General features: G+C 53.1%; 22 protein-coding genes. 17 read left to right on the top strand and 5 right to left on the bottom strand.

The window, feature by feature from the left end:
- The first annotated feature begins 320 nt into the window (after positions 1 to 320).
- Both BM322_RS06460 and BM322_RS06455 read left to right on the top strand, forming a co-directional pair.
- Positions 321 to 809: a NapC/NirT family cytochrome c gene (locus BM322_RS06460; RefSeq protein ID WP_075429085.1), complete on the top strand. Its 489-nt coding sequence runs from the start codon at positions 321 to 323 to the stop codon at positions 807 to 809.
- On the top strand, positions 802 to 2,091 hold the full coding sequence (locus BM322_RS06455) for an ammonia-forming cytochrome c nitrite reductase subunit c552 (protein ID WP_075429084.1): 1,290 nt from the start codon (positions 802 to 804) through the stop codon (positions 2,089 to 2,091). The genes BM322_RS06460 and BM322_RS06455 overlap by 8 nt, the downstream gene beginning before the upstream one ends.
- A gap of 78 nt (positions 2,092 to 2,169) precedes the next feature.
- Here the strand turns inward: BM322_RS06455 and moaC are convergent, their stop codons facing one another.
- Together moaC and BM322_RS06445 are read right to left on the bottom strand one after the other, a co-directional pair.
- Positions 2,170 to 2,652 (bottom strand): cyclic pyranopterin monophosphate synthase MoaC, encoded by a 483-nt coding sequence (gene moaC, locus BM322_RS06450; protein WP_075429083.1) that lies wholly within the window; start codon positions 2,650 to 2,652, stop codon positions 2,170 to 2,172.
- Between the two features lie 101 nt (positions 2,653 to 2,753).
- Complete coding sequence (locus BM322_RS06445) at positions 2,754 to 4,097, bottom strand: MFS transporter (protein WP_075429082.1); 1,344 nt, start codon at positions 4,095 to 4,097, stop codon at positions 2,754 to 2,756.
- Between the two features lie 183 nt (positions 4,098 to 4,280).
- Here BM322_RS06445 and BM322_RS06440 point away from each other — a divergent pair, with 183 nt between their 5' ends.
- From BM322_RS06440 to BM322_RS06410, 7 genes are all read left to right on the top strand, one after another.
- Positions 4,281 to 4,958: a Crp/Fnr family transcriptional regulator gene (locus BM322_RS06440; RefSeq protein ID WP_075429081.1), complete on the top strand. Its 678-nt coding sequence runs from the start codon at positions 4,281 to 4,283 to the stop codon at positions 4,956 to 4,958.
- A gap of 135 nt (positions 4,959 to 5,093) precedes the next feature.
- The gene (locus tag BM322_RS06435) at positions 5,094 to 6,791 is read left to right on the top strand and encodes a methyl-accepting chemotaxis protein (RefSeq protein ID WP_075429080.1); all 1,698 of its coding nucleotides are present in this window, start codon (positions 5,094 to 5,096) and stop codon (positions 6,789 to 6,791) included.
- A gap of 12 nt (positions 6,792 to 6,803) precedes the next feature.
- Positions 6,804 to 7,823: a sugar-binding protein gene (locus BM322_RS06430; RefSeq protein WP_075429079.1), complete on the top strand. Its 1,020-nt coding sequence runs from the start codon at positions 6,804 to 6,806 to the stop codon at positions 7,821 to 7,823.
- Between the two features lie 504 nt (positions 7,824 to 8,327).
- Positions 8,328 to 9,680, top strand: coding sequence for a hypothetical protein (locus tag BM322_RS06425; protein ID WP_075429078.1), 1,353 nt, complete (start codon positions 8,328 to 8,330; stop codon positions 9,678 to 9,680).
- 343 nt (positions 9,681 to 10,023) lie between these two features.
- The gene (locus tag BM322_RS06420) at positions 10,024 to 10,359 is read left to right on the top strand and encodes a hypothetical protein (RefSeq protein ID WP_075429077.1); all 336 of its coding nucleotides are present in this window, start codon (positions 10,024 to 10,026) and stop codon (positions 10,357 to 10,359) included.
- A 32-nt stretch (positions 10,360 to 10,391) separates the two neighbouring features.
- Positions 10,392 to 11,261 (top strand): serine hydrolase, encoded by an 870-nt coding sequence (locus BM322_RS06415; protein WP_318254554.1) that lies wholly within the window; start codon positions 10,392 to 10,394, stop codon positions 11,259 to 11,261.
- Between the two features lie 85 nt (positions 11,262 to 11,346).
- Positions 11,347 to 11,982, top strand: coding sequence for an N-acetylmuramoyl-L-alanine amidase (locus BM322_RS06410; RefSeq protein ID WP_075429075.1), 636 nt, complete (start codon positions 11,347 to 11,349; stop codon positions 11,980 to 11,982).
- Positions 11,983 to 11,991: 9 nt separating this feature from the next.
- Here the strand turns inward: BM322_RS06410 and BM322_RS06405 are convergent, their stop codons facing one another.
- The 3 genes from BM322_RS06405 to BM322_RS06395 form a co-directional block, all read right to left on the bottom strand.
- Positions 11,992 to 13,269, bottom strand: coding sequence for a serine dehydratase subunit alpha family protein (locus BM322_RS06405; RefSeq protein WP_075429074.1), 1,278 nt, complete (start codon positions 13,267 to 13,269; stop codon positions 11,992 to 11,994).
- A 99-nt stretch (positions 13,270 to 13,368) separates the two neighbouring features.
- Complete coding sequence (locus BM322_RS06400) at positions 13,369 to 13,671, bottom strand: hypothetical protein (RefSeq protein WP_075429073.1); 303 nt, start codon at positions 13,669 to 13,671, stop codon at positions 13,369 to 13,371.
- 65 nt (positions 13,672 to 13,736) lie between these two features.
- On the bottom strand, positions 13,737 to 14,648 hold the full coding sequence (locus tag BM322_RS06395; protein ID WP_075429072.1) for a GGDEF domain-containing protein: 912 nt from the start codon (positions 14,646 to 14,648) through the stop codon (positions 13,737 to 13,739).
- Between the two features lie 256 nt (positions 14,649 to 14,904).
- On the opposite strand from BM322_RS06395, the gene BM322_RS06390 reads away from it, so the two are divergent.
- The 8 genes from BM322_RS06390 (at position 14,905) to BM322_RS06355 (ending at position 24,657) form a co-directional block, all read left to right on the top strand.
- Entirely contained in the window at positions 14,905 to 18,585 is a 3,681-nt protein-coding gene (locus BM322_RS06390; RefSeq protein ID WP_075429071.1) for a nitrate reductase subunit alpha, read from the top strand.
- The gene (narH, locus tag BM322_RS06385; protein WP_075429070.1) at positions 18,575 to 19,993 is read left to right on the top strand and encodes a nitrate reductase subunit beta; all 1,419 of its coding nucleotides are present in this window, start codon (positions 18,575 to 18,577) and stop codon (positions 19,991 to 19,993) included. Before BM322_RS06390 ends, narH begins: the two co-directional genes overlap by 11 nt.
- A gap of 1 nt (position 19,994) precedes the next feature.
- Positions 19,995 to 20,525 carry a nitrate reductase molybdenum cofactor assembly chaperone gene (narJ, locus tag BM322_RS06380; RefSeq protein ID WP_075429069.1) on the top strand — a complete coding sequence of 177 codons (531 nt, stop codon included), beginning with the start codon at positions 19,995 to 19,997 and terminating at the stop codon, positions 20,523 to 20,525.
- The gene (narI, locus tag BM322_RS06375) at positions 20,522 to 21,187 is read left to right on the top strand and encodes a respiratory nitrate reductase subunit gamma (protein ID WP_075429068.1); all 666 of its coding nucleotides are present in this window, start codon (positions 20,522 to 20,524) and stop codon (positions 21,185 to 21,187) included. The genes narJ and narI overlap by 4 nt, the downstream gene beginning before the upstream one ends.
- A gap of 241 nt (positions 21,188 to 21,428) precedes the next feature.
- Positions 21,429 to 21,785: a nitrous oxide-stimulated promoter family protein gene (locus tag BM322_RS06370; protein ID WP_075429067.1), complete on the top strand. Its 357-nt coding sequence runs from the start codon at positions 21,429 to 21,431 to the stop codon at positions 21,783 to 21,785.
- Between the two features lie 96 nt (positions 21,786 to 21,881).
- Positions 21,882 to 22,724 carry an HAD-IIB family hydrolase gene (locus BM322_RS06365; protein ID WP_143102198.1) on the top strand — a complete coding sequence of 281 codons (843 nt, stop codon included), beginning with the start codon at positions 21,882 to 21,884 and terminating at the stop codon, positions 22,722 to 22,724.
- A 2-nt stretch (positions 22,725 to 22,726) separates the two neighbouring features.
- Positions 22,727 to 23,713, top strand: a complete 987-nt coding sequence (locus tag BM322_RS06360) for an asparaginase (protein ID WP_318254552.1) — start codon at positions 22,727 to 22,729, stop codon at positions 23,711 to 23,713.
- 110 nt (positions 23,714 to 23,823) lie between these two features.
- On the top strand, positions 23,824 to 24,657 hold the full coding sequence (locus BM322_RS06355) for a hypothetical protein (protein ID WP_075429064.1): 834 nt from the start codon (positions 23,824 to 23,826) through the stop codon (positions 24,655 to 24,657).
- The last annotated feature ends 174 nt before the right edge of the window (positions 24,658 to 24,831 follow it).

Raw genomic sequence — 24,831 nt, 5'->3', positions numbered from 1 at the left:
CTAGAACGTCAAGATGTATTGGCGCGCCGCCGGCCTGCCCGGCGCATGTAACTAAATACGTACTTATACACCAGCGCGGGTCATTTAGCGGAGCGGAGAAAAAGTGCACCCACCCTCACCCAAGCTGAGCTGTATCAAGCTTATTGTGATTTCGCACTGACAGACAAACTGCAATTTTATGGATATTTCAAGTAGATTTTGGCTAGGTTATTGCAAGTCTGTATTCTGTGAAAAAAGTCTGAAAAATGGTTGCGTGAGCAACATCACAGGCAGTTGGCAAATGCTATAATGGGCGTAGAAATGAGAGGAGGGGAGCGGAAGTGGAACTCAAACAGCTTTTTCAGAAGCACACGTTAGCATGTCTGGCGGGAGGATTCGTCATTGGTGTTGCAGCTTGTGGATTTGGGGCGGCGATGATGTCGTTTTCGGGCAGTCCTGAGTTTTGCGGTACCTGTCATGCCATGAAGACAGAGGCGTGGACTTTTGCCGAGTCGACGCACAGCAAGCTTGAATGTGTGGATTGTCATCTGCCACATGACAATATGGCCATCTACATGATCGAGAAGGGGAGAACCGGCATGGTGGATACCTATCATGAGGTCATGCGGGATTATCCGGCTCATATCAAGCTGTCAGCAGATGGCAAGAAGACAGTCAATGCGAATTGCTTGCGCTGTCACGAGAATACCATGAAGAATGTTCATGCCCAGATCGGTGTCGATCTCGATACTGGTGCTGACTGCATGAAATGCCATAGCAGTATCGCTCATGGCGCGAACCATCTCGAAGGGGGGATAAAAGTTGAGTAAGCTACAGAAAATATTAACCGGAATCGTAGCCGTCTGCGTTGCATTCTTCGGCTTTGTCGTGGTTCGCATTGGCGCGGCGCCGAATGATGACAGCGTGAAGCTGGCCAAGATTCCGCAGGATCAGCAGTTGACGAAGGATGCGTATAAAGACGCTTACCCGCTTGAGTACGAATCCTTTATGAAGAACAATGAGATGCATCCATCACCGACGGGCTACGGCGGTTCGGATAAGGTGGATCATCTGAAGGAACAGCCGGAGGCCCTCGAGAACTTCAAGGGCTATAAGTTTGCGCTGCAGTACGATGATGATCGCGGCCATACTTATGCCGGTATCGACATTCTCGAGTCGAAACGCCGTCCGGGGCAGAAGGGCTCGTGCATCGTCTGCAAGAGCTCCTATATGTATGATGTCTACTTCAAGGAAAGCGGCTGGGATTTTGCCACCAAGCCGTTTGATGAGATTGCCGCTCCCATCAAGGATGATGAGTGGTTTGGCTGCTCAAGCTGCCATGATCCCGAGACCATGGACCTGCGCGTCTATCAGCAGGGATTTGTCGAGGCTATGGCCCGTCGTGGCGTAGATATCAGCAAGGCATCCCATAACGAGATGCGCGCCTATGTCTGCGGCCAGTGCCACAACGAGTATTATTTTGCCAAGGAAGACGGCCGTGTCGTCGAGCCGTGGGATAATGGTTTCGATGCCGAAGAGATTTACCAGTACTATCAGGATGGCCATGCCGGCGGCTTTACGCAGGACTGGATCCATGCAGATTCCAAGACACCGATGCTCAAGGCGCAGCATCCGGACTACGAGACCTGGCAGGATTCCATCCATGCGATGAATGGCGTTACCTGCGTCGACTGCCATATGCCGTACATGCGCAAAGATGGTCAGAAATACACGTCGCACTGGATGACGAACCCGCTGTTCACGCCGCAGGAATCGTGCCAGAAGTGCCATCAGGAAAGCGCTGAGACGCTGACGAAACGCGTCAAGACGATTGGCGACAACACCTTCAAGCTGCAGCGCATCGCAGGGCAGACCGTGGCTAAGGCTCATCAGACGGTCAAGGCGGCCATGGATGCCGGTGCCACCGATGAGCAGCTGGCGGCAGCACGTCAGACGCTGCGTGAGGCACAGTGGTATTGGGATTTCGTAGCTGCAGAGAGCAGCATGGGGTTCCATAATCCGGACAAGCAGATGCGCGTCCTTGGTCTGGCTATCGACAAGGCCCATACGGCTATTGCCCAGACCAATGCTGTTGTCAAGGGGAGCTTGTAACTATCATAGGGGAAAACGGATATAACGGATAAAAAACAGGAGCTGAGAAATGAGCAATCATATCTCAGCTCCTGTTTCTTAACGGATGAATTCGCCGCTCTTGCCGCCGGTCTTCTTGTCGAGGTGGATGTATTGGATTTCCATGCGTTTGTCGATGGCCTTGCACATATCGTAGATGGTCAGCAGGGCGACGCTGACAGCATGCAGGGCCTCCATCTCGACGCCGGTCTGACCGGTCACTTTGACCGTGGCCTGTGCCTCGACGGCGCATTCGTCAGGCAGCATGGTGAAGTCGACGTTGCACTTGGCAATCGGCAGCGGATGGCAGAGCGGGATGACTGAGCTCGTGGACTTGGCTGCCATGATGCCGGCGACGCGGGCGACACCGAGCACGTCGCCCTTCTTGGCTGTGCCCTGCTCGATGGCAGCATAGACATCCTGGTTGACCTTGATGCGGCCAGTGGCGATGGCCGTGCGGCTCGTCTCCTGCTTGCCGCTGACATCGACCATGATGGCCTGTCCTTCTTCGTCGAAATGCGTAAGTCCGGTACGTGGATCCATGTTATCGTCTCCTTTGCAGTTCATTGCTTTCATTTATATTTTAGCAGTATTGCCAGCAGAAAAAAAGCCGCCCGGTTAGGGGCGGCTGATGAATACGGGGCTTAGCACTTGATTCCTGAGCTTTTGCGGTCATAGAAATACCAGGTGATGAGTATCGTGCTGACCGTGAAGGCAATCAGGATGTAGAAGGCTGGTGTGACACTCTGGAAGCTGGCGTAGGACCAGCCGAAGATCTTCGGGATCAAGAATGCGCCATAGGCGGCAATCGCAGCCGTAAAGCCCGTGACAAGCGAGGAATGGAACGGGTTGTTGAAGATATAGGGAATCATGCGGAACGAAGCGCCGTTGACAAAACCTGTGGTCAGGAAGAGCAGCAGGAAGGATCCGAAGAAGATGATGAAGTTATGGGACTGGATGCCAAACAAGACGGCGAAGCTGGCACCGAGCATGATGAAAAGTGATAGCAAAGTGACGCGGGAACCGCAGTTCATCTTGTCGGCGAGCCAGCCGCCAAGGGGGCGGACACTGGCTCCTATGAAGGGGCCGAGGAACGCTGCCATCGAGAACGACACTTCAGGGAATTCCTTGGCGACGAGCAGGCCGAGTGCGGCCGAAAAGCCGATAAACGAGCCGAAGCCGCAGGTGTATATCCAGCACATCAGCCAGGTATGCTTGTTGCTGAAGATGGAAAGGATGGACTTGGGGCTCTGTTTCGGCAGGGGCAGATTGTCCATGAACAGCCAGATCAAGGCAAGCGTGATAACGGTCGGTATTGCCCAGAAGTAGCAGACATTCTGCAGGTAAAGCGTGCTGCCATCTGCAGTGGCAAGGCCGGGGCCAAAGAGGTCCGACAGGTCCCAGCCCAGCAGCAGCGGCGCTGTGAGGTAGATGAGGGAGACGCCGAGGTTGCCGACGCCGGCGTTGATGCCAAGGGCCAGGCCCTTATTGGCTTTGGGGAAGAAAAAGCCGATATTGGCCATCGAGGCGGAGAAATTTGCACCCGCAATGCCGATAAAGGCGACGAGCAGCACAAAGGTATCGTAGGAAGTCGTCGTGTCCTGCAGGGCGTTGCCGAGGCCGATGACTGGCAGCAGAAGAAGTGCTGTCGTGATAAGCGTCGAGGTCTTGCCGCCGAGCAGGCCCGGCAGATAGGTGTAGAAAAGGCGGCCTGTGGCGCCGACAAGACCTGGCAGGGCGGCCAGCGTGAAGATCTGTTCATCGCTGAAGTGGAATCCTACCGCGTTGAGCTTGGCGGCAATCGTTGCCCATAGTGTCCAGACCACGAAGGAGAGGACGAGGGCCCAGGTTGAGGTGTAGAGGTTTTGGTTGGCAATCCGCTTGCCATACTTGTTCCAGAAGACTTCGTTCTCCGGTTCCCAGTGCACGAGGATTTCCTTGCGGCTCGGGGAGTTCCCGAGCGCAAGCATTACGTCGTTTTCGGCCATAGTTTTATCTCCTATCCCTAAAAAATAGCAAGTGGCGGTCAGATACGCCATTGATCAGAGTCAAGTATAATTGAAAAATATCAATAAGTAAGTAACAAATCTCACGCGGCAAGTAACAAATCGCACAGTTTCTCCGGATATTTTTTAGTAGACTGGAAGATGAAAATAAGAAATGAGGTTAGTATGATGGAAGCTTTAGTCCGCCAATTCTATGAAATCCCTGGCAAGGTTGTCATGCTCCATGATGGCGAGTATCTTTTCCATGAGGGGGATGCTGCGAAATATTTCTATATCGTGCGCACTGGCCAGATCTTCATCACGAAATACGCGAGCTCGGGCCGCGTGCTGAGTCTGCGTCTGGCTACACGCAGCAGCATCATCGGTGAGCTGCCGCTGTTCGAGGAGAATCCGGTCTATATCTTCAACGCCATCGCGCAGAGCGCGGCCGAGGTCTATGCCATTGCGTTTCCCGTGCTGCAGGCATATCTGGAGAAAAGGCCGCAGCTTTCTGTACAGCTCTTGAAGATCATCAGTGCTCATATGCGCAAGCAGCATTCGAAGTTCCGTGACCTGCTGCTCTATGGCAAGAAGGGCGCCCTCTATTCGACGCTCATACGCCTGGCGAACAGCTATGGCAAGGAGGTCGACGGTGGCATCTTGCTCTCGGTGCCGCTGACGAATCAGGAGCTGGCGAACTATTCGGCGACGGCCCGCGAAAGCCTCAACCGGATGCTGAGTGAGTTGCGCAAGGCGGATATCATCGAGTACCGCGGCCATCTGATCTTCATCAAGAATATCGATTACCTCAAAGACGCAATCCAATGTGAGAACTGTGGCCGTGAGGTCTGCAATATAGAATGATAGGAAATCTCATGCAAAAACGAAAAAAATTTTGCATGAGATTATTTTATGCGCTTTAATTATGTTATAATGAACGAGGGAAATATATCATGCCTGTCTGCGGGAAAGACAGCGGGCAGAGGAGGGAACTTTCTAGTGGAGAAATTGACGATTCGCCAGAAGCTGTTCATGGTATTTGGCCTGCTCATTGCCATCTTCATGGCAAACGGGCTCTATACGGGGTATAGCCTGAACAGCATCAACAGTGGTGCACTGAGGATTGCGACGGAGCATCTGTCGAGTGTCATGGCTGGACTTGATTGCAGCCGGACGCTTTCAGATTACCGTCAGGGTGAGTATGGTGTGGTGACGGCCAAGACGCTGCCAAACCGCATCTATGCATCGCAGGAAACGCTCAAGCGAGCGGACCAGATCGATATTGCGCTCGATACTTTGGAGCCAGCAGTGGCGCCGGAGGTTCGCGAGGATTTCAACTCGCTGCGCAGTACATGGGAAAATTATAAGCAGAACACAAAGAAGATCATCAGTCTTGTCAAAGACGATAAAAATGATGAGGCAGTTGAGCTTTTGGACAAGTCACGTGGGGATTATGCGGATATGTCCAGCAAGCTCAATCGCGTAGTCGATAGCAGCAAGGACTTCATCCATAAGGAGAGTGTCGATGCCTCGGCGAAATACGAGCAGACCAAGTGGACGCTGATCATCTGCATCCTGTTTGTCATCGTGCTCTCGGGCATCATGGCCTTCTATCTGAGCTCGTCAATCATGAAGTCGATCCAGTATCTGATGGAGGTTTCGCGCGAGGTGGCAGCGGGCAATCTGACTGTCGAGACGAAGGCCCGGACTCAGGATGAGTTTGGTGAGCTCACCAATGCCTATGGCGATACCATCAAGAATCTGCGCACGCTTATCGACAACATCCAGCAGACAGCGCAGCAGGTCTCGACGTTTGCCCAGCAGCTGACGGAAAATGCCAGCCAGTCGGCGCAGGCGACGCAGCAGGTAGCAGTATCAATCACGAATGTGGCGGGCAATACGAGCCAGCAAGGGGATGCGGTCAGCCAGTCACTCGGGGATATCCAGGAAATGTCGGCAGCTATGCATGGATTCCAGGACAAGGCTACGGCATCGGCCGATGCAGCGCGTAACGTCGAGCAGATCTCTGTACAGGGGAAGACCGCTATCGCCGGTGCTGTCGGCCAGATGTCGGAGATTGCCTCGTCGGTCATGGACTCGGCTGAGGTCATCAAGAAACTTGCCGAGCGCTCCGAGGAAATCGGCCAGATTTCCGTCACGATTTCGGGCATCGCCGAGCAGACGAACCTGCTCTCGCTTAATGCGGCTATCGAGGCAGCCCGTGCCGGCGATGCTGGCCGCGGATTTGCCGTCGTCGCTGACGAGGTTCGCAAGCTGGCCGAGGCGTCGAATACGGCAGCCCGCAAGATTGCCGAGCTCATCAATACGATCCAGGCAGATACCGATCAGGCTGTCCAGCGTATGCAGAAGGGCACAGAAGATGTTCAGAGCGGTCGTGAAGTCGTAGCTGAGGCGGGAAGTGCCTTTGAGACGATATCGGCTGCAGTTTCAGATCTCACCGAACATGCCGATGCTATCCTTTCCGAGGCGCGTCAGTCGACGGCCAGGGCAGAGAAACTGGTCAAAGTCATGGAAGATATTGACAAGTCAGGCCGCGATGTGGCATCGGAGACGGAATCTGTCTCGGCAGCTACGGAGGAACAGTCGGCATCGATGGATGAGATAGCCAGCGCCAGCCGCAAATTGGCTGACCTTGCGCAGGAGCTTTCGGATTCTACAGCGAAGTTCAAGATTTGAGGAGGCATAGTGATGAAGAGAATCATGACATTGTTATGTCTGGCGTTGCTGGTCATTGGCGTGCTGGTGTTTGTAGGCTGGGGCCACAGTGACAACAATAGCAAGAAAGTAGCAGTAGCGTTTGCTAATTCGTCGGCCAGCTGGCAGAAGAATGGGCAGACCATCAAGGAAACGCTGGAAAAGGAAGGCTTTACCGTCGACCTGCAGTTTGCCGATACGGCCAGCCAGCAGGTGGAGCAGCTCAAGGCACAGATTGCCGCTGAGCCGAAATGCCTCGTCATCGGTGCTGTGGATGGCAATGCGCTCAGCGAAGTCCTGGCCGAGGCCAAGGCCAAGAAGATTCCGGTCATTGCCTTTGACCGTCTGATCATGAACTCGGATGCTGTCTCGTACTATGCGTCCTTTGATAACGCTGCTGTCGGCGAGGCGATGGGCGAATACCTGGAGGCAAAACTTGGTCTCAAGCAGGGCAAGGGACCGTACAACATGGAGCTCTTTGCTGGCGATCCGGCCGACAACAATGCCCATGTGTTCTTCTCGGGAGCAATGGATGTGCTCAAGCCCTACATCGATAAGGGACAGCTCGTGATTCCCTCCCAGGAGACGACCTTCGACCAGGTAGCCATCAAGGGCTGGGATCCGAAAGCGGCAACGGCTCGTATGGAAAAACTCCTAAAAGGGCCCGATGCTGGTACGAAACTCGATGTAGTCCTGTCGCCGAATGATGGTCTCGCGGGTGGAATCCGCGAGGCACTCAAGAATGGCGGTTATGGTGAGATGCCGGTAATGACCGGTCAGGATGCTGAGTCACAGGCACTTGATGCGATTCGCAAGGGGGATCAGACGATTACGATCTACAAATCCCCAGAACAGCTCGTAGCCAAGAGCGTTCGCATGATTAAAGCTGTCGTCGAAGGCACGCAGCCGGATATCAACGATATCAAATCGTATAACAACGGTGTCATTATCGTTCCGGCATATCTCTGTACGCCTCTGATCATCGATAAGGATAACCTTAACGAAGTGAAATAACAAAGTCTTGCTTGTAGCTTGGCAGACTGTCCAATATAAAAAGCTGGAGACATAATGAGAAATCATTGTGTCCCCAGCTTTTTGTTATAGTTGGCGTGCAATCGATAGAACCGTGTAATCATCAAAGGCTTTTCGGACGGTTTTCACGTTCGTACACAGCGTCAAGCGTAATATCTACGATATCCTTCCCTGATTCGCTAAGTTCAAGATATTTTTGCAGTTGACTGCCAGAGCGTTGATCCATGTTGCGAATTATTTGTAATAGCTGGTTTAAAAACTAAAAAAGAACAATAGATATTGAGTTTATGAAAAATCAGGACGAATAACTATGATGGTGTATTTGTCCTGATTTTTGCATGATTATATATGATTACATAATAATTAAACTGAAGAAAATAGATGAACTATGATGGAAGATACATAAACGTGGCAGGATTTTACAGTAATGTGTCGAAGTGGCAAGGAAAGAGGGAATATGTTGTTTGATGAAAAGGAGGAATGGATATGGGACGGATAAAAACATGGACTTTAGGGATATGTTTGTCAATCAGTTGTTTGTTTTTGTCAGGATGCTTTAATATTCAGTCCGCGGTTACGATTCATGAGGATGGGCGGTCAGATTTAAAACAACAAATGATGACGATGTCCATGTTGGCAGAAGGGTTGAATGATGCAAAGGATGAAATCCAGAAAAAGCATCCAGAAGCGTCGATAAAAGATGTTTCTGATGGGGATATGGCTGGTTTTGAAGTTACGATGCATTACGATAGTATCGAAGCTATGGTCAAAGATGAAGACAATATGTTCAAGGGCATTGAGGGGAAAAGTAAGGGTGTGCAGCGTAAGTCTGGATGGCTTTATGATACATATGCATTTGATATATTGCTAGAGGCAGAAAAGAAAGATTCGAATGGAAAAGATGCTGAGATGGAAGCACTGGCCAAGGCGATGCTGTCGCAGCTTAAGGTAGGTTTGACGATATCACTACCATATAAACCAGACAGTCATAATGCAGATAGTGTCAAGGATGAGGGGAAGACGCTGGAATGGAATCTAGCGGGAATCATCAAAAATAATGCAGATAAGCAGATTCAGGTTACATTCCGCATGTGGCATATGGATCATATTTATATTACTGCAGGGATTGCTGTCTTGATATTGATATGTTTAATAGCGGGTATAGTGTTATTAGCGCGTAAACAACAAGGAGGTCTGGCAATTCTATTGATTTCTGGCTTTGCTTTGCTGGCAATGGGAGGTTATATATTCTATGCAGTCAATAGATTACCGACGTTGAGTGCAGATGATGTCATTTCGCCAATGTCTACACAATCAACGGTAAAAAGATTGGAAAACACATTAACGGGGGCAAAGGATAAAGAGAAGAAAGAATCAGCGGTTGAAAAGAAGGCGCAAGCAAATCTTACAAAAACGAATTCTGTTGATTCGTTGCATAATCGTTTAGGAGTCTCGGATGCATCCTTGGGAGGAATTGATGTTGGTGCCAATATATCAGAGGTTCGTGATATGTTGGGGCAGGAAGCAAGTGCTGTAAATATGAGTAGCGGTGCAGTGTCGCGGAAATATCCTGGGCGGATTGAAGTGATTACGCAGGGGGATATCGTAACTGGTCTGGTGTCTGATTCTGTTGATGTTCAAACCAAGCGGGGAATTCGTCAAGGAGATTCGCTGGATAAGGTTTTGCAATCGTATGGTGAGCCGTATGGTAAGACAGAATATAATGGGCTGATGTTGTATGAATACATGCAGCGGTCATTAGGTCAGCGGAACTGTTTGGTACGTTTTGCCATCAAAAATAATCAAGTCGATTATATCAGTGTGCGTTATGCTGACTGAGGGATAAGCTAGGCGGATAGCGGTACTATCCAAGTTGTCATAGTCAACACGCGGGCGGCTGACAGGTCAATTGGACTAGTCAGTCGCCCGCGTGTATATTGTTCATGAAAAATATACATGTTTAATAGGCAAGACAGGTGTATCCTGTCAGGTCACCAGATACGGTAGGCGGATTATTTGAAACGTACATCCTCGCATGCTTTTTTTTTCAATACTTGCTCGGGGTTGAATAGTCAAAGATGTATAAGTATCAACGAAAGTGGCAGGATTTTACAGCACTGTGTCGAAGTGGCTAGGTAGAGCAAGAAAAAGCAGATGCTTTATCAGAAAAGGAGGAAGTCTTATGTTCAAGAAAGTTGTTTCATCGATTCTCTTAGCAGCGGCATTGGTTTTTGTGGCAGCGCCAGCTGTGCCTGTTGAAGCTGAGGATTACTACATGGGCACCTATACGGACGGCACGACGGCTTATCTGGTTTCTGAGTCGATTGAGATCACGAGCCGCAGTCCCTACACATTCAACTGCCTGGTGCGGAATTCTGGCAATGACCTTTACTATTCCTTCTATCCGAATAATGGCAGCCCGTACTATCGGAATTCTGAGGGCTACCATGGCTATGTGTTTGGTGGCGAGTCGCCGATTGCAGCCAATATCTATCGGTTTGTCATCAATAATTACTGAGCGCAAATCTGCAGAAAAATGAGGCTATGAGTATGAGAAGGAAAGGATTAGCCTGCCTGCTGGGAATCGCATTGTTAGCAGGTGCTCTTCTGGGGATGCCGGTGGAACGGGGCTGGGTGGAGGCAAAGGGTGCGAATGATTCTTTGGCACAGGTTGTAGAATCGCTGTCCAATTCAGACAGCACGCGCTATGCGCTCTTTGTCTGCTATCCGGCCCAAGACCGTGAGGTGTATAGCTATCATTCGGCTCCGATGCGTTCGGCCAGCATGATCAAGGTGTTCATTCTCGGGACGGCAATGGAGAAGATTCGCGACGGGCAGCTGGATCTATATCAGAATCTGACGCTGCATGGCTATGATAAGGTCGGCGGAGCTGGAGTGCTGGCAGGGTATGCGAACGGGACAGAGCTTTCGCTTGATAAAGTCATGCGGCTGATGATTACGGAGAGTGACAACACGGCAACGAATATGTTGATTGATTTGCTGGGAATGGCATCTATCAACGAATACATGCAGCGCAATGGCTATACAGATACTATCTTGCAGCGCAAGATGATGGATAGCCAGGCCATGGCGGCGGGAAGGGAAAACTATACCTCGGTCAACGACTTGGGCAATTTCTTCGTGAAGCTTTACCATCGCAGCTGTGTGAGTCCGCAGCTTGACGATGTGATGCTCGGTTATCTCGAAGGCCAGACCGATACCGAATGTTTTCCCGCAGCGCTCCCAGGTATCATGATTTGCCATAAGACTGGTGAGCTTTATGGTCTTTACGATGATGGCGGCATTGTCTATCAGGAGGGGAATCCCTTTATCATCGTGGGCATGACGGATAACTATTCGAGCCGTGGACGGGCAATCTCCATCCTGCGTCAGATGGCCCAGGCGGCCGCGAATAACTAGGTGGATAGTGTTTTTTCGGAGGGGTGATGCTGTGAGATGGTATGGCGTCATAGCAGCTGCGATATGGATAAGTATAGCAGGCAGTATGGGGATAAGCTATGCTGCGCAGGCTGCTGAGAAAACTGCTATAGAGGCTAAGACAGGGCAGCTTGCGATACAGGATAGGCCTGTCCTTTGGACTGCGAAACGTGAACAGCTGATACGTGAGTACGCGAAAAAGCACTATGGACGGGAAATGGTGACGATTGTTCCACAGGCTGTGGTCGTTCACTGGACTGCGTCGCATAGTGCAGAAAGCACGTATAAGTGGTTCTATAAAGAAGATTATGCCGATGGTACCTTGAATGTTGGTTCGCAATTCCTGGTTGACCGTGATGGGACAATTTACCGGCTGGCTTCGGAAACTGCTCTTTGTCGCCATATCATCGGCTACAATTGGTGTGCCATTGGCATCGAGAATGTTGGTGGCGTCAATAATGCCGAAGATCTGACTGAGGAGCAGTTGCTGGCCAACATAAAGCTGATCCGCTATCTGCAGGCCAAATATCCGACGATACATCATGTATTCGGCCACTATCAGCAGGATATTGCCAGGAAAAGCGGCTTGTATCGTGAAAAGGTAGCTGGTTATCGTTCCATCAAACAGGATCCGGGGCCAGCCTTTATGAAGGGACTGGCAATGGCTTTGGCAGATGAAAAGCTGGTTCTTTATGGGGAATGAATCGTAGGTTTATTTGCCGATCATCATATCGATAATCTCCTTATCGGTTTCCTTCATGCCGATGCGGCCGAGGCGGCTGATGTTGCGGATGGTGTTTTCGACGCCTTTGAGTACGAGGCCGTCGCCGCCGTAGAACTGCTGGCCGTTGCGATACATCTCAAAGCCCATGATGCCGGCATCGACGGCGGCTGAGATCTTGGCTGCACAGGAGGCCTTGGCACCATCGCAGACGATGCCTGAGGTGATGGCGAGGGCATTGACGATCGTGTGGATGATGGCCTTGTAGTCGCCGCCGCAGAGCCAGGCGATGCCAGCTCCAGCTCCTGCACCTGCGCTTACAGCACCGCAGTAGGCTGAGAGACGGCCAATGCCTTCTTTTTCATGCAGTGTCACGAGGTTGGAGAGCAGCAGCGCGCGGTAGAGCTGTTCCTGAGTAGCGCCGACTTCCTTGGCGTATTCGATGACGGGCAGGGAGACGGTCATGCCCTGGTTGCCGCTGCCAGAGTTGATGATGACTGGCAGCTCGCAGCCGTTCATGCGGGCATCGGAGCCTGCCGCAGCGCGGGCCCGCGCGCGGATCTGAATGCTCTGGCCATAGGCCTTGAGCAGTGTCTTGCCGATATTGGCGCCGTAGTCATTCCTTAGCCCTTCGTCGGCAATGGCCGTATTGTAGGCAATCTGGCGGTCGAGGATAGCGCGGACGTCTTCGAGGTCGCAGCTCATGGCAAAATCATAGATATCCTCGATGGTCATGCATTCATAGTCTGGTTTGCCGGTATCTACAGTGGCGGCAAGCTCTTTTTCCAAGAGGATCTTGCCGTTGCGTGTTATCTTGACGATGTTGGTATGTTCGTTGACAATCTGGACTTCCGCCGTGTCGCTGCCTTTGCTGGCGGCGACAATGATGTCAAGGACGTGGTCAGACTGGGCGGCCTCGACCGTTATCATGGTCGTTTCAAGGTAGGGGCCGAGTCTTTCTTTGTCATCGCTGCTGATGTGGGCGATGACTTCGAGGGCGGCAGTCTCATCGCCGGCGAGGGCGCCGATGGCAGCGGCAGCCTCAATGCCTTTGCGCCCGCCGGTGTTCGGGACGACAACGCTTTTGACGTTTTTGATGATATTGCCGCTGGCCGTGATGACAAGTTTGTTCGGCAGAGCCCCGAGGGCCTCCCGGGCCTTGGCCGCACAGTAAGCGATGGCAATCGGTTCGGTGCAGCCCATGGCCGGTACGAGTTCGCGCTTGAGGATTTCGATGTAAGTCTGATAGGTTTTGTTGTTCTTTTCCATCTGGTAATCTCCGTTCTCTGGTTGCTTGATCTTTACATTATAGCGTATCCCGTGGTAGAAAAATAGCCTTCCCGTACGTGGGGAAGGCTATTTTATTGCCTATTCGATTCCGTGCTTGCGGCACTCGTTGAAAAAGAAGATGGCATTCGTGTCCTTGGGGTTCTCATTCCAGAACTTGATGAGCTTGGTGGCCATGCTGTATTTATCCTGCATAAAAGGTAGGAGGTTTTCGGCGGTAACCGGACTGCCTACCGTCATGAAGACATCGATGTTATGACCAAGAGTATCCAGCATTTCGTCGGTACATTCGTTTTTCTCCAGGGCCTGGGCAAAGCGGATGCCCTGCTCAAGGTCGTCAGCATAGCCGCGCTGCAACAGCCAGACGGCTACTTGTCTATCCATGGAAATCCCTCCTTTATTGTATTCAGTAGTTTATTATTTCGTGGTGGAGGGGAAAAATCCTGCTGTCATCTGCCGTCGTTTTCATGAATTTTGCGTTTATGTGTGTAGAGCTGCTGATCGGCAATATGGATTGCATTTTCCGGGCTGTCGGCTTGGCGGACATCAGCGAGCCCGTAGCTTACGGAGACGCGAAAGCACACAGTTTCATTACAGGTCATGCCATGATGGGTGTAGCTGTCAATCTCAGCTTTGATCGTGGACAGGAGCTGCTGGCAATGGGCATAATCCCGACTGCGGAATAAGATGGCGAATTCATCGCCGCCAAAACGAGCTGTGATGCCATTCTGTGGTTTGATGCCCCGCTGCAAGGCTCCTGCTACATAGAGCAGGATATTGTCGCCAACGTCATGTCCGTAGGTATCGTTGATTTTCTTGAAGTTATCGATATCCCAAAGGGAAAGGTAGAGAGGCTGGTCGGAAAGCGCCGGGACAGATTTCTGTTCCTGCAAGGCTGTGGCTAATTCTGTTTGCAGATGTTTTTTATTGAACAGGTTGGTGAATGGGTCGCGGGAAGAAACGCGTTCGAGTTCGTGGATGAGGTTCATGACGAAGTTTTCTTCCTCAGGATTGTTCTTGGTGAATTGATTGGTGACATCCATGACGAATTCGAGGGCGTATTTCTGGCCGCGAAGATGGACAGGCCGGGCGATGACAAAGTAATAGCGATCGTTGGCATACTCGAATTTCACGTGTTGGCGATTTTCGTTGTAGGTTTGTTGTGAAACGCAATTGGTGCACCGATGTTTTCTGCCCCAGACTGAGAAACATGTCTCGTCGGTAATGGAGCAGGAGCCGTCCTGATTGCGTTTGCAAACGTAATGGCCATCCTGTTCGACAAGGCGGATATGGTCAAACATCTGTTGAAAGATACCTTCGCTGGCAAGGAAGTCTGCCAGTGCTTTATCCAGTTCCATCATTAATAATCCTCCTAAAGAATACACATGTGTGGAAAGATGGGGATACCTCGATTATGGGAAAGTCTAGCAGGCTGCTGATGGATTTGTCGATGTCTTTTGTTACAGAAAAGCAGGGAATTTCGTGGACGGAATAAGGGAGGATTATTTTGCGATAAATATTTCGTAGCAATAAGGAGTGATGTTTATCACATGAAAGGTGGAGGGAATCGGATAGAATGATAAACATAACAATGTTGTGTTTTGGGAGGATGTCGACGTGAGCAGCGTTTTTAAGAAATTCAAATACCTTGTTCCGAAAGCGCATTCGAAGAGTGGTCATCAACAGCTCAACGAAGGCGGCCGCGAGTGGGAGAATATGTATCGTGACCGCTGGTCCTTTGACAAATGCGTGCATTCTACGCATGGAGTCAATTGCACGGGTTCCTGCAGCTGGAATATCTATGTCAAGAATGGCCTGGTAGCCTGGGAGAACCAGATCCATGATTATCCTGAGACGAGCCCTGATATGCCGGATTTTGAGCCGCGCGGCTGCCCGCGCGGGGCATCGTTCTCGTGGTATCTCTACAGTCCCCATCGCATCAAGTATCCGTACTTGCGCGGCGAGCTGGCAGAGCTGTGGCGTGAGGCTAGGAAAAACCATAAGACGGTGCTGGCGGCTTGGCAGAGTATCGCCAATGACCCCGCCAAGATGAAGAAGTACAAGGAAGCCCGTGGCATGGGCGGCTTTGTGCGCTCCAATTGGGAGGAGGCCTCTGAGATCGTTGCGGCGTCGATGCTGCATGCGGCGACGAAGTACGGCCCTGACCGCAACTTCGGTTTTTCGGTCATCCCGGCCAAGTCGATGCTGTCCTATGCGGGAGGCTTGCGTTTCATGCAGCTCATGGGCGGCGCGGGCCTGTCCTTCTACGATTGGTATGCTGACCTGCCGCCGGCCAGCCCGCAGGTCTGGGGCGATCAGACTGACGTGCCGGAGTCTTCGGATTGGTACAATGCAGGCTATATCATCACCTGGGGCTCGAATGTGCCGCTGACGCGCACGCCTGATGCGCATTTCCTGACCGAAGCCCGCTACAAGGGTACGAAGGTGGTCTCGATTGCGCCGGACTATGCCGAGTCGACGACGGTAGCCGATACCTGGATCTCCCTCAAGGTAGGCAGTGACGCGGCGCTGGCCATGGCGATGGGCCATGTCATCCTCAATGAATATTATTGGGGCGAGCCCTGTGATTTCTTCGTGGATTATACGCGGCGCTACACGGATTTCCCGTTCCTCGTGCGGCTCGTGCAGCGTGAGGATGGTAAATACGATACCGACAGGCTGCTCAATGCCAAGGATTTTGGCCGCAACGAGAAACATGCCGAGTTCAAGCATTATGTCATCGACGAGAAGACGGGGCGGCTCGTCATCCCGAATGGCACGATGGGTGACCGCTGGGATCGTACGGATAAGTGGAACCTGCGCGAAGAGGACAGCGATACTGGTGCGAAGATCACGCCACAGCTGTCGGTGCTTGGCTGCATGGATGAGGTCGTCGAGATCGAGCTGCCGTATTTCGGCAATGAGCGCGAGAGCCGTGTGCTTACGCGCAGCGTCCCGGTGAAGCGGGTCAAGACGGAAGCGGGCGAAGTTCTGGTCACGACGGTCTATGACCTTACGCTGGCCAACTATGCGATTGACCGCGGTATTGGCGGTCAGGTGGCCCGCTCTTATGATGATGATGTTCCCTATACGCCGAAATGGCAGGAGAAGTATACGGGAGTGCCGATGGATACCGTTATCCATACGGCACGTGAGTTTGCTGATAACTCCATCAAGACCAAGGGCAAGACCATGGTCATCATGGGCGGTGGTATCAATCATTGGTTCCATGCCGATGTGGTTTACCGCACGATACTGAACCTCTTGCTTTTCGTGGGCGCTGAGGGCCGCAATGGCGGCGGCTGGGCACACTATGTCGGCCAGGAGAAGCTGCGCCCGGCCGAGGGCTGGCAGCGCATCATGACGGGGCTTGACTGGAAGAAACCGCCACGGCTGCAGAACAGCACGTCCTTTTTCTATTTCGCGACTGACCAGTGGCGCAGCGATGAGGTGGACTATGCGGATCTGACAAGTCCGCTTTGTAAGCCGCGCTACCGCCATGCTGGTGACTACAACGTACTGGCGGCCCGCATGGGCTGGCTGCCGTCGTACCCGACCTTCAACAAGGGCGGCCAGCAGCTGCATGATGAGGCGTGTAAGGCTGGGAAGGATGTCAAGAAGTACATCGTCGACAGCCTCAAGGACAAGACGCTGAAGTTTGCGGTCGAAGATCCCGATGATCCGGCGAACTTCCCGCGCAACCTCTTTATCTGGCGCAACAATCTCATTGGTTCGTCGGCTAAAGGCCATGAGTTCTTCCTGAAGTATCTCTTGGGTACGAAAAATGGTTTGTTTGCTGAAGAGGAGGGCGCGACGCGCCCGACGGAAATCAATTGGCGCTCCGAGGAAGAAACAGGGAAGCCCAGCGGTGCGGGCAGTGGCAAACTCGACCTGCTTATCGATCTGGACTTCCGCATGGCCAGCTCTGCGCTCTATGCCGATGTCGTCCTGCCGACGGCTACCTGGTATGAGAAGGATGACCTGTCATCGACGGATATGCATCCGTTTGTGCATCCGTTCCAGGCAGCTGTCGACCCGCTCTGGGAGGCCAAGACCGACTGGGAAATCTTCAAGACGCTGGCCAAGAAGGTATCGGAGGTCGCCAAGGAGGCAGAACTCAAACCGTATCGCGATGTTGTAGCCATGCCTATCCAGCATGACAGCGAGGGCGAGTGCGCGCAGCCTGCGGGCGAGATCCGTGACTGGAGCAAGGGCGAGTGTGAGCCGGTGCCGGGCAAGACCATGCCGAATCTCATCGAGACCGAGATTGACTTCACGAAGATTTACGAGAAGTGGATTGCGCTGGGGCCTGGTGTTTCCGAGACGATGGGCTCGCTGAACTTTGCGTGGGATTCCCGTGAGGAGTACGCAGAAATCGCCAAGCGCAATGGCACGATAACGAATAAGGACTATATTTCCTATGGCATGCCGAGCATCTTTGATGCCAAGCAGGCCGCTGATGCAGTCATGGGCTTGTCGACGACGACCAACGGCAAGGTGGCCGTCAAGGCCTGGACAGCGCTGGAGGAAAAGACCGGCGTAAAAAATCTCACGCGGCTGGCCAAGGACCGTGAGCATGAGCGGTTTACCTTTGAACAGGTAGCTGTCCAGCCTAAGGAGACGATTACAAGCCCGACGTTTACGGGCAGCAATCAGAACCGCCGCTATACGCCGTTCACGACGAATGTCGAGGAGCTCGTGCCGTTCCGTACGGTGACGGGCCGCCAGTCCTTCTTCCTTGACCACGAGATGATGCGTGAGGCTGGCGAGACGATGGCGACCTACAAGCCGATTCTCGACTACCTGCCGATAAAGAGCAAGCTCGGCGGTGCGAAGGAAATCACACTGAAATACCTGACGCCGCATAACAAGTGGAGTACCCATTCGATGTACTTTGACAGCCAGCAGCTGCTGACGCTGTTCCGCGGCGGCCAGACGGTCTGGCTGAGCGAAAAGGATGCGGCGGAGATCGGCGTCAAGGACAACGACTGGGTGGAACTATACAACCACAATGGCGTCGTGGCCTCAAGGGCTGTGGTTTCGCCGCGTCTGCCGCGTGGTGTCGTCTACATGCACCATGCGCAGGATCGTCACATCAATGTGCCGGGTTCGAAGATTTCGGGCACCCGCGGTGGTACGCACAACACGCCGACGCGCATCCATATGAAGCCGACCCATATGATCGGCGGCTATGGCCAGCTCAGCTATGGATTCAATTATTACGGCCCGACGGGCAACCAGCGCGACATGTATGTGGTAGCGCGCAAGATGGAGGAGGTAGATTGGCTTGAAGATTAAAGCCCAGATTTCCATGGTCATGAATCTTGACAAGTGCATTGGCTGCCATACGTGCTCCATCACCTGCAAGAACGTCTGGACCAACCGCGAAGGTGCGGAATACATGTATTTCAACAACGTCGAGACCAAGCCGGGCATCGGCTATCCGAAGCGTTGGGAGGATCAGGACAAATGGCAGGGCGGCTGGGAGCTCAAGAATGGCAAGCTGCGCCTGCGCTCGGGCGCCAAGCTCACGCGCATGGCCAAGTTGTTCTATCATCCCAACCAGCCAGAGCTTGACGACTATTATGAGCCGTGGACCTATGACTATGAGACGCTGATAAATTCCAAGCGCAAGAACCATCAGCCGATTGCCCGTCCGCGTTCGCTGATCACCCAGCAGCGCATGGAGATAAAATGGGGCCCGAACTGGGAGGACGATCTGGCTGATGGGCAGTCGGCACGCCAGGATGTCAATCTCAGGAACATGGGCAGCGATATCGCGTTGGAGTTCCATGATCTGTTCATGAAATATCTGCCGCGTGTCTGCAACCATTGCCTCAATCCAGCCTGTGTGGCGGCCTGTCCGTCGGGGGCTATCTACAAGCGCGAGGAAGACGGTGTCGTGCTCGTCTCGCAGGACGGCTGCCGTGGCTGGCGCCATTGCATTCCCGCCTGCCCGTATAAGAAAGTCTATTTCAACTGGAAGACCAATAAGGCTGAGAAGTGCATCTTCTGCTTCCCGCGTCTGGAAAACGGCCTGCCGACGGTCTGTGCAGATACCTGTGTCGGCCGCCTGCGCTATATGGGCGTCCTGCTCTATGATATGGACAAGGTCAAGGAAGCGGCGGCAACGCCGGACAAGGGCCAGATCTATCACAGTGTGCTGGATATCATCATGGACCCGCACGACCCAGAGGTTCTGGCGGCAGCCCGCAAAGAGGGCATTCCAGAGAACTGGCTCAAGGCTGCGCAGGATTCGCCGGTCTACAAGCTGGTCAAGGAATGGCAGGTGGCTCTGCCGCTGCATGCGGAGTACCGCACCCTGCCGATGGTCTGGTATGTGCCGCCACTTTCGCCCATCACGCGTCGCGTCGAGGCCGATGTCTATCTGCCCGAGGTGGAGGATATGCGCATACCGTTGGCGTATCTGGCGGAGATGTTCGGGGCCGGCAATACGCAGGTGGTTGCAGGGGCCTTGCAGCGCCTGCTCGACATGCGCCTCGTGATGCGTGCCGAGACGACTGGCGACAAACTGCCGCAGCGCTTAGCGGATCATGTTGATACGTATAAAGCGATGTACCGTCTTATGGGTATTGCCAAGTATAAAGAGCGTTTCAACATTCCTGCTGGAATCCAGGAAGAATCGCAGGGAAAATTACATGAATTGCAAGGCAGCTGCGGCTATGCTTGCCCCGGGGGGTGCTAAGATGCGCATACAGGAATATAAAGAGACCCTGTCGCTGGTGGCCTATCTGTTTGGCTATCCCGATGAAGGCTGGTGGGACACGTTAAGCGAGGCCCGTCAGGCGGCGGAAAAGCTGAAAAATCAGCAGAATCGCATGGTTCTGCTGGAGACTATCAATTATATACAGCTGATGGGGCGCCGCGAGTATGAAGAACTCTATGTACGTGTCTTTGAATTCTCGGCCAATACCAATCTCTATCTGACGATGCATGACCGCACCGACTTTGGCAAGCAGGCGCGTGAGATGCTGGAGTTCAAGAACCTGTTTCTCGATAATGGTTTTGATACCAATAAAGAGCTGCCGGATTTCCTGCCGGCCATCCTGGAACTTACCGCGGCGCTTTCCAGTGATAAGGCCAAGGTGGTGCTAGTGATGGCAAGGCCAAAGCTTGAGCTCTTGCGCCAGCGTTTTGTCGAGGCCAAGCTTGCGCATACCTTCCTGCTTGATGTTATCTTGACGGAGACTGATGGATTGGAGGGGGAGAGCGCGTGAATACCTTTTTGTATGGTGTATTGCCCTATATTGCCCTGACGATGCTTATTGGCGGTACGATAATCCGCTACGTTTACTTTGAGCGTGGCTGGACGACGAAATCAAGTGAGTTCTTGGCCAAAAGAGATCTTGAATGGGCTAACAATTTCTTTCATGTTGGTTTGTTCATGGCCTTGGGCGGTCATTTCGTTGGTATCTGCGTGCCAAAGTTCGTGACCGAGGCCGCAGGTACTAATGAGCATGCTTACCACATGATAGCGCTGGCGGGCGGCATTCCCGCCGCAATCCTGTTCCTGGGTGGTTTCTTGTTGCTCTTGAAACGCCGGTTTGCGGGCAGTGCCCGGCTGGCGGTCAATACGAGCAGCATGGATAGATGGCTGTATCTCGCACTGCTGCTGACGCTGGTGTCAGGCACGGCGGCGACGATTCAGAATATACCGGGTGCATTTGACTACCGCGAGACCATTTCCCCCTGGTTTCGCTCAGTCTTGATGCTGCAGCCCGACGTCCGTCTGATGGCGGACGTGCCGGTTATGTTCCAGTTCCATGTCTTCATGGGGATGGTCGTAGCCATCGTCTTCCCATTTACGCGGCTTGTTCATTGTCTGAGCTTGCCGTTTGAGTATTTCCTTCGGCGGGATATCATCTACCGGAGGAAGTAATCCCCTTTTTGAACTTCTTACATACACAAGCAGAAAGCCCTCCCTTTGTGGGAGGTTTTTCTGTTTATGGCAGATATCCACAGCATACTTGTGTATTAACCGATATTTTTGTGGATAACCTGTTAGGAAATCACAAGTTTATCCACAATTATCCACAGGAAATACAGGTAACAAATGTTATCGTGTGGATAACTTGTCTGTGTTAAACTGGAATAAGAGACAATGCGGAAGGAGCATCATTATGGATGTAGAGCGTAAGCGCCGTGAGGAACGGGAGACGGTGCGGGAAATCATGAAGATATACTGCCGGGGACATAAGCATCGGCGCCTGCCGGGAGCTGACCTTTGCCCCGACTGCCAGGCGCTGGCTGACTATGCCGATGTGCGCATCGGCAAATGCCCACGCATGGCGGTGAAGACCTTTTGCAGTGTCTGTCCGATTCACTGCTATGCAAGGCCAGAGCAGGCGCTTATCCAGGAGATCATGCGCTATGGCGGCCCGCGCATGCTGCTGCATCATCCCATCATGGCTTTGCGCCATATCCTGATCCAGTGGCGGACGCGCCATGGTCTGCGCAAACAAGAGAAGATACGCTGAGTGTTTGTCAGGCTGACAGGTTTTTGACTAGTCAGCCTGGCGTTTTTTGTGCTATATTTTAGTGAGGATATGTGAATCGGCAGAGGAGGAATTAGCGTGAGCGCCTATGAAAATACCCTGATCATCAGTGATTTGGACGGTACTTTGATTCCGCGCGGCGGAGTTATTTCAGAGGAGAACAAGGAGGCCCTGCGGCGTTTTGTGGCCGGTGGCGGCCGGTTTGGCATCGCGACGGGCCGCACGCCGGAGGCTGCTGCTGGCTATGTGGGGGACCTGCCCATCAATGCCCCGAGCATCTTCTTCAATGGTTCGATGCTCTATGACTGGCAGCAGCAGGAAGTGCTGGCGACGCGGCCGCTGCCTGCAGGGGACGCGAAGGATATCTGGCCACGGTTTGCGGCGGCCTGCCAGCAGTCGTTCCCGCATGCCTGCATCGAGGTCTACACGGCAGACAATTGCCATATCATCAGTGAGGAAAAATACGATGATCCGCGTCTGCCGTTTGAATACTATAAGTATGAACACTGTGCGCTGGACAAGCTTACCGATACGGAAAAGACGCCGTGGCTCAAGTTCTTTGTCAATGCTGAGCCAGCTGTGCTGCATCGGCTGGAGCGCCTGGCCAAGCAGATGGGTGTCGACGTGCTCAGCAACAGTTTCTACTCGGAAATCAATTACTATGAGTTCGTGGCGGCAGGAGTGTCGAAGGGCACGATGGTCGAGGAGATCCGCAAGCTGCCGGAGTGGCAGGGCTATCGCATCATTGCGGCTGGTGATTTCCTCAACGACAATGAGATGCTGCAGCTGGCGGATGTTGGCGTGGCCTCGGGCAATGCGCATGAAATGACCAAGGCGGCAGCTGATGTCATAGGCTGTACGGTTGAAGAGCATCTGATGCCCTGGATTATCGAGCATGTGATTGACGGCGGGGAGGAATGAACGTGAAGAAGATCTATGTACTGGCGACAGGCGGGACGATTGCTGGCAGTGCCGAATCGGATACGGCAACGACGGGCTACCAGGCCGGGGCCATCGGCATCGAGACGCTGCTGGCTGCGGTGCCGGAAATCCGCAAGATTGCAGAGGTGTCTGGTGAGCAGATCGCAGCCATCGACAGCAAGGACATGACGCAGGCGGTGCAGCTCAAGCTTGCACGCCGCTGCAATGAGCTGCTGGCCTTTGAGGGTGTGGATGGCATCGTCATCACACATGGCACGGATACGATGGAAGAGACGGCCTATCTGCTGAGCCTGTTGGCCTGCACGGATAAGCCCATCGTGCTGACGGGAGCCATGCGTCCGGCGACGGCTATCAGTGCCGACGGCCCGCTGAACCTGCTCGATGCCGTGCGCGTAGCGGTAAGTGACGAGGCCCGTGATCAGGGGGTACTTGTGGTCACGAACAATCAGATTGACGGGGCCCACGACGTCACGAAGTCCCATACGACCTCCGTGCAGACCTTCCAGTCCCCCAATGGCGGCGCGCTTGGATCCATCGACGATGGTGTCGTGAAGTTCAGCCGTCGCAGCCGCTATACGCATCTGGCTGCGAGCTTGAAGCTCAGTGAGAATCTGCAGCAGCTGCCCGATGTTCGTATCCTTTATGGCTATGCTGGCGACGATGGCTTGCTTGTCGACGCGGCTGTGAATGCTGGTGCCAAGGGCATCATCTATGCCGGCATGGGCAACGGCAGCCTGCCGGCACCTGTCGAGCAGAAACTGGCGGCTGCCGTAGACAAGGGGGTTGCTGTCGTGCGCAGCACGCGCGGCTACGCAGGCAATGTGACGCCGGCTGAAGCGTCGTATGATGCAGCCCATATCCTCTACAGTCAGGGACTCAATCCGCAGAAAGCCCGCATCCTGCTGCAGCTGGCACTGCTGCAGACAAAGGAAACGGCAGCCATCCAGGCATGGTTCGATAAATACTGATTCATTTAGTTTTCATAGTCAATCATATTCTTTCAAGATTCTTATCATATAATCAGATTCGTAAGTTGAAACCGAGAAAACCAGGATAAAGTGGTTTGGAGGTAGAAGATATGAATAGACTTATGGAAAATATAAACCTATCGCGCTATGATGCCCGCAACCTGCTCAAGGCTGGCTGGGCGGTGCGGACGATTACGGCTTCGGTCATGCTGATGCTGGCGGTGCTCGCGCCAGTCCATCTGACGCAGGCGCTGGCTTCGCCGTTGGCCGAAGATGAATCTCTGGCTGCGGTAGTCGAGCTGGCCGATCTTGTGGATGAGCGGCAGCAGGGCAGCAGCCGCCAGAGCCGCCGCCGTCAGGCCGATGTGCTGGCGGCAGAGCTTCTGGCCAAGGCCCGGGAGGCAGAGCCTGCCATAACGGAGCAGATGCAGAGCCTGGCCCAGGATGGTGCGCAGCTTGCAGGCCTTGATAACCGGTTCAAGGATTCCAGCAGCTTAGCCCGCAAGATCCTTGCTGATGCCGAGAGCGACAATGTGCCCTTGCCGGCAGCGGCAGCCGCCATCAGTGATGTGCTGCGCTATACACTGGTATTTGATCCGTCAGATTACAGTGAGTGTGTGCCTCAGACACTCGAGCAGCTGACTGCTAAGGGCTATCGGGTGACGAAGTTCCGCAATGCCTGGGGCGGCAAGTTCTATCAGGGCATCAATGCCCAGCTCATGAGCCCGCAGGGCGTACGCGTGGAGCTGCAGTTCCATACGGCGCAGTCGTATGCCATCAAGCAGGCCTCCCATGAGGTCTATGAGATTCGCCGCAATCCGGCGTCAACGCCTGCCGAGGTCGAGGCGGCAACGCGCGACAGCCTGGCCTACAATGCGCAGGTCATAGCTCCTGACGGAGCTGAGACGGTAACCTGGCCGATGCAGATCAAGAAAGCAGCATAGTTATCCACAAAGCTGTGTGTATAACCTCGGGAATCAGCCATTGTACTGGTATTAGATGTCAGTACAATGGCTTTTATATTGCAGGAAAGCGGAAATAATCGTAGAATATAAGCAGTATATTGACGAAAACGGTGGGGTTATCCACATTTTTATCCACAATCGTGTGGATAAGCG

This window comes from Selenomonas sp. GACV-9 (assembly GCA_900116485.1).
Classification (GTDB): Bacteria; Bacillota; Negativicutes; order Selenomonadales; family Selenomonadaceae; genus Selenomonas_A; species Selenomonas_A ruminantium_G.
This window is presented reverse-complemented; position numbering and strand designations above follow the sequence as displayed.